This is a genomic window from Tolypothrix sp. FACHB-123 (genome assembly GCF_014697075.1).
In the GTDB taxonomy this organism is placed as follows: Bacteria; Cyanobacteriota; Cyanobacteriia; order Cyanobacteriales; family Nostocaceae; genus Aulosira.
In genome coordinates, this window is the sequence record NZ_JACJRE010000124.1 from 1 (window position 1) to 6,080 (window position 6,080).

At 41.3% G+C, this 6,080-nt stretch carries 4 protein-coding genes; 2 read left to right on the plus strand and 2 right to left on the minus strand.

The features are described 5' to 3' along the window. Positions 1-257 precede the first annotated feature (257 nt). Positions 258-938: a uracil-DNA glycosylase gene (gene ung / locus H6G41_RS33770; protein ID WP_190752713.1), complete on the minus strand. Its 681-nt coding sequence runs from the start codon at positions 936-938 to the stop codon at positions 258-260. A 202-nt stretch (positions 939-1,140) separates the two neighbouring features. Between ung and H6G41_RS33775 the strand changes: the two genes are divergently transcribed. Further along, the gene (locus tag H6G41_RS33775) at positions 1,141-2,001 is read left to right on the plus strand and encodes a PEP-CTERM sorting domain-containing protein (protein WP_190752715.1); all 861 of its coding nucleotides are present in this window, start codon (positions 1,141-1,143) and stop codon (positions 1,999-2,001) included. A 108-nt stretch (positions 2,002-2,109) separates the two neighbouring features. Here the strand turns inward: H6G41_RS33775 and H6G41_RS33780 are convergent, their stop codons facing one another. Further along, complete coding sequence (locus H6G41_RS33780) at positions 2,110-4,323, minus strand: phosphoketolase (RefSeq protein WP_190752717.1); 2,214 nt, start codon at positions 4,321-4,323, stop codon at positions 2,110-2,112. A 197-nt stretch (positions 4,324-4,520) separates the two neighbouring features. Here H6G41_RS33780 and H6G41_RS33785 point away from each other — a divergent pair, with 197 nt between their 5' ends. Continuing rightward, complete coding sequence (locus tag H6G41_RS33785; RefSeq protein WP_190752719.1) at positions 4,521-5,894, plus strand: cytochrome P450; 1,374 nt, start codon at positions 4,521-4,523, stop codon at positions 5,892-5,894. Positions 5,895-6,080: the final 186 nt, after the last annotated feature.

The following is a 6,080-nucleotide window of genomic DNA, read 5'->3' on the forward strand; positions in this document are numbered from 1 at the left end:
TGGAACCACTCTGACCCCATCCCGAACTCAGAGGTGAAACGCTGCTGCGGCGACGATAGTTTGAGGGTAGCCTCCTGCCACAATAGCTCGATGCCAGGTTTTGTATTTCCAAAATAGATTGTTTACCTAGAGATTAAATATTAATAATTTTTTCTAGGTATGTGTATTTTGAAAAATTGAATAAAAATCTAAGTAGTTGCAATTATCTTGATTTAAGATGATTGCAATTTTTTTATTTTTTATAAATAGCGAAACTATTATAGATTTGGAAGTTGCCAATCAATTTCTGGCTTGCAAAAGGAATGCAAGGCTGAATTAATAGCTGAGAAAGGTTTGCTACCGAAAAAGCCATTACGTGCAGAAAGTGGTGAAGGATGTGCTGATTTAATTACGACATGTCTTGTTGTATCTATTAATTTGAGCTTCTTCTGTGCATACCCACCCCACAATACAAAGACAACAGGATCTTCTTTTTGGTTTACTGTGCTAATTACTGCATCTGTGAATATTTCCCAACCCTGATTTTTGTGAGAATTGGGTGTATGTGCTCTGACAGTTAGCACAGCATTTAACATTAAAATGCCCTGTTTAGCCCATGATTCTAAGTAACCATGATTGGGGATATTAAACCCGATATCTTCTTTGAGTTCTTTAAAGATATTGATTAGTGATGGCGGTGGTTTAAAACCAGGTCGAACAGAAAAACATAATCCATGTGCCTGGTTTTGATCGTGGTAAGGATCTTGTCCTAGTAATAAGACATTTATGTTCTCGTAAGGTGTCAATTCAAAAGCTGAAAAAACATCTTCCTCTGGTGGATAAATGGTATGAGTTTGGCGTTCTGCCAATAAAAAATTTTGGAGTTTTAGGAAGTAGGGTTTGTCAAACTCTTCAGACAAGACTGCTTGCCAAGAAGAGGAAATTTTATTGGCTGTCAAAGTTTTTACATTAAATTAAATGGTAAATACATAATTATAACAATTTTAATGAGACTTGTTTGATATTAGGGTTTGCTTACCTAGTAAGGATGGTTTGAGGGTTGTTTGCTAATTAAGTTACACGATCTTTAGGGATTTCTCCCAGGATTACTGTAAGTGTATTTAGATTCTTGTTTAAAAAACAGTACCTGGAGTGAAACCCGTGCGTATAACTACTCAAAAAAGAGCTGTTGTGACCTTTGGTCTAGCATTGAGTTTGGCTGCTTTTGGTTCTAAACCCTCTCAAGCGGCTTCTATAGCTGTGTCTGAAGCAAAAATGAGCATGTATAACTTTAGCTATACAATCCCTACAACCTCAACATTGCTGCCGATAACTTTTACAGATGCTAACAGAGACACTTTTAGATTGCCAATAGATGGCGAGGTGTTTACCGATGCAGATGCAGATGCAAATGTGACTGTGGATGATTTTTTAGATTTGCCAAAAGTGACCAATGTGGAGAATTACTCTGTCAGTCAGGGTTATGGTGTAGGTAACAGTTATTATGGTTATGCTCAAAGCTCTGCTTTAGCTAAAGCTCATAATTTAGAGATTAGCAAAAATACAACTTTTTCATTCGATTTTGATGCAGCTTTAACTCTATTTACATATATTGATAATGCCGAAAATGAAAAGGCTAAAGCCGATGGAAATATATATCTAGAAGTATTCGATCAAACTAATGGCAATGTTTTAGACTCGTTGCGGATATGGGGAAGATTAACAGCTATTGGTAATCAAGATTTTTTAACTTATGAGAAAAGCGCGAATCAAAGCTTTGATGTGAGTGATACGATTGAGACTGATTATGAAGAAACACTAAAAGTTGCTGTTGCTGTGATTACAGGAAGGTATTCTAGGTCTTTCGATCGAGATATGGTTTTGGGTATCAGGGAATTGAAAAGTAATAGTGTTAGTGTTCAAGTTCCGGAACCACTTTCCTGTGGTGGGATGGTGATAGCTGGTGTTATGGGATGGTGGATGAAACGTAAACGCAAGCGATCGCATAATTCACTAAGATAGAATCAGCAATCATCAATCTGGGTGCATTTACTATTATTTTATGAAAAATACAGATATACACAGATAGTTATCTGCGTACATCTGCAATAAAAATTCTAGCCTGAATAATTAATGCACTAATTCAATCGCTCTCTTCGTCAACGCTTCCGCAGTTAATCCATTAAACGCCATTAATTCACCAGCGCTGGCTGTAGTTTCCCCACGCTTCCATGCAAAAGTATCGCGCCTAGAATTGCTCCGCAACATAATTGGTTCCAGCATCGCCGACGCACCACCAGTAACACCAATTAACCCATCGCCATCAAATAATTCGGCAAATTTGGCATCATCTAAGAAACCATCATCGGGTTCGGAACAAGTATCCCAAGCTGTATCATTAGGACGATACAAACGGCGGGGATTAATCACAGAAACAATCTTCGCACCAATACCTTCAGTTTCTAAGAAAGCTGCTGCTTCAAATACTGGCATTAATGTCATATCACCAATGACAGCAAACACAACTTGTTTATCACCTGGAACTTCATGCAATACTACTGCACCGTCGCGTAAACCTTGACGAGTTTGTTCTAAAGTGGTGCGAATTGGTAAGGGTGATTTACTTGCTGTAATGACAATTCCCTTATTTTTTGTTTGCAATGCCCAGTCATAACAAGCTTGAATACTGTTAGCATCGGGGGGGAATAATGGGAATACATTGCCAGTTCGCATCAGGGAAGCAAAATAAGCTTCAATTTCTGGACGTTGGTGTGTCCAACCGTTGCGTCCTTGCTCTAATGCGCCGGCAGTAAATAATGTAATTGTTGAGGGAGTTTGACGGCGCAATTCTGCCATTGCTTGGGTTACTGTTTGCCAAATTGGTAAGCCGTTGATGGCAAAAGATTCGTAGGAACACCACAGAGTTCTTGCACCCATTAATGATAAACCAGCAGCTAAACCTGCACAAGCATCTTCACTCAATGGTTCGTAAACTTGTCCGTTTGGTGCTTGATTATATAAGTCGTCAGTTGTGGGGTGAATAATTTTCAATGCTTGGTTAATATTGGCAATTCCTGATGCTTCGTTTCCATCAGCATTAGTTACTAAGAAATTCGGGTCTTTTTTCCCCACAATTCCCACCAATCTTCCCATCGCAGTTGTAGAAACTTTCGGTTCACCACCTACTGCATATTCTTCTAAAGGTAATTCACCTAAGTCTGCTAAAGGTAATTCAAATTCTGTTACCACTGTTTTCGCAGCAGGGCCACCACCAGCGCGTTCGGCGTTGGTTCGCACTAATTCCCAAGCTGACGCAGATAAGGCACGTTCTTTTAAAGCGCTGACAATATGGGGCGCATCTAACGTATCTTTAGGATAAAGGTTGTGAGATTTTGCGCCTCTGGCGTGGACTCCGGCACCTTTGAGTTGTTTAATGATGAAGACTGTCAGTTTACCACTCAAAGCGGAACGTGCAGCTTTATCGACTCCCAAAAGTACGGCTTTGGTAAAAGCTAGACGCTGCTCGAAGGAAAAGGCGGTACTATCAACATAATCGCCAGCTTGGTTTTGGTCGTCAAATTCTTTAGCATCAACTAGTACTACTTCCGCAAAACCGTTACCTTGCCAGTATGCTGTCATCTGTTCGTTGGTTTTCAGGGAAACCATACTGTGATGTTCTTGGCTGTATCCATTCCACACCAGCACGGGTAAGAAGTTAGTGGCATGGGGGTAGGCGGTGTTAAAGTGAGCAATTGAACTCATAATATATGGTTCACCTAGTCCACCATCGCCAACGGTGAAGGGGAAAAGTTTATCTTTATGCAGCAGTGCAGCTGACATGGCGAAGTGTTGCCCTTGTCCTAAAGGCCCCGCAGGTGCGAGAATACCAGGTATGTAACCGGAAAGATGTCCTAATAGTCCATGCTTTTCACGAAAGCGATCGCGCAATTGTTGGACTGTAGAAATGCCCATATCCTCCAAAGAGCGATCGAGGAACATGGCACTATAAAATCCGGGGGCGTGGTGACCGACTTCGGTGATAATGTTTTTGTACCCTAACATGACCAAAGCCGCATAAGCTTCCGCTTGGCTAGCAAATCCACCAGGGTGTCCAGAGGCTTTACTACCTGTAATTTGTAGTGTTAGGTAACGTAAAGCATCGGCAGCAAGTAAAGTTTGATAGACGGCATTCGGTTCTATCGGAGATGCGATCGCTACTTTGTCTGATTCTATCGCCGGATTTGCACCATGAGTTTCAAAACCTGGTAACGCTTCGCCAAAATATTGAATTCCTTCACAAAAATTTGGAACTGCTGAAGATGCTTTAGGGGTGGTTGCTGTCATGCTGAATACCTTAAAAGGATGAGGAGGAACTGTAGATGCTCGTCCAAATTAACAAAAATTTTACAACTTTCGGGCTGTAACAGTTTATTTCACTTTCGCAACACAAAGATAAGCAGATTCAATAGTTATTCAGAAAAATTTAATTTTCTTATGTGGGCTGCATTGGCAAAACAGAACTAGCGCAACAGGAAAAGCCTATGAAACTGCCCAATGGCCCTAAATACTCAGCGTTTGTTCAAATGCTTCAGTGGATTTTTCAACCCATGCCTTTTATGGAAGCTTGCGCCAAACGCTATGGTGATATTTTTACCATGCAATTGAATGCGCCAGTGGTGTTTGTCAGCAATCCCCAGGCGCTACAGCAAATGTTGACTAGCGATACCAAGGAATTTGAGGTTCCCAGCGATTTCAACACGGTATTTGAACCGATGCTAGGGAAAAATTCTGTAATTACAGTCAGCGGGGAGGTTCATCGCCGTCAACGCCAATTATTAATGCCGCCGTTTCACGGTGATCGAATGCGCACCTACGGGCAGGTTATTAACCAGGTCACAGAACAGGTAATTAGTCAATGGCAGATAGATAAACCCTTCTGTATCAGAGAAGCAATGCAAATCATTACCATGCGGGTGATTATGCAAGCTGTATTTGGATTATACGAAGGGCAACGCGCCCAAGAATTAGAGGAACTTTTAGCTGTTATGCTAAATGAAAACTCGCCTTTAAGGGTAGTTGAACTTTATTTTCCGGCTTTGAGAATGGATTTAGGCCCCCGCAGTTCTTGGGGAAGATTCCTCCGCCGTAAACAGCGCGTGCATCAACTCCTCAACGCAGAAATTCAAGAACGGCGAGACAATCCCGATCCATCGCGCACAGATATCCTCAGCTTACTCATGGCGGCGCGTGATGAAGCTGGTGAAGCCATGACGGATGAGGAATTGCGTGATGAATTAATGACGCTGTTAACAGCAGGACATGAAACCACAGCCACAGCTTTAACATGGGCTTTGTACTGGATTCATAAATTACCAGCAGTTAAGCAAAAACTAGTACAAGAATTAGATAGTTTGGGTGAAAATCCAGACCCCAGCAGCGTTTTTAAATCACCATATCTCAACGCTGTGTGCTGTGAAGCCTTGCGGATTTATCCTGTAGGAATGCTGACTTTCCCACGAGTCGTCAGAGAACCTGTATCTTTGTGTGGTTATGATTTAGAACCCGGTACAGTCGTACTTGGTTCCATCTATCTTACCCATCAGCGCGAAGATTTATACCCACAACATCAGCAATTTAAACCAGAACGCTTTTTAGAACGTCAATTTTCCCCCTATGAGTTTTTACCCTTTGGCGGTGGTGCAAGACGTTGTATCGGTATGGCATTTGCCCAGTATGAAATGAAAGTTATACTAGCGAAAATTCTCTCAAGTTGGGATTTGGCGCTAGTAGATGAGAATCTGGAGATTCGCCCAAAACGCCGTGGTTTAGTCACAGGGCCAAATCGCAGCATTGAAATAGTAGCAAAACAACAACATCAGCTGCAATCGCGGGCGTTAGAGTCAACCAGCATCTAATATTTTGCGATTATAGCAAGCGATCAAAAAGGCACAGTAATGCTGTGCCTTTTTTATATCTGGGGTAAGAATAGTTAAAAAGTATTGGTTCTTTAGTACTTGTTATGCTAAACTAACAATCAAAATGCCAGTTTAACAAGCATCTAATTCGGAAGTTTTCAAAGTTTCTAAATCCATAAGCCGAGC

Coding starts and splice junctions, on each gene's coding strand:
- H6G41_RS33780 (WP_190752717.1), bottom strand. CDS start 4,323: ATGACAGCAACCACCCCTAAAGCATCTTCAGCAGTTCCAAATTTTTGT.
- H6G41_RS33785 (WP_190752719.1), top strand. CDS start 4,521: ATGAAACTGCCCAATGGCCCTAAATACTCAGCGTTTGTTCAAATGCTT.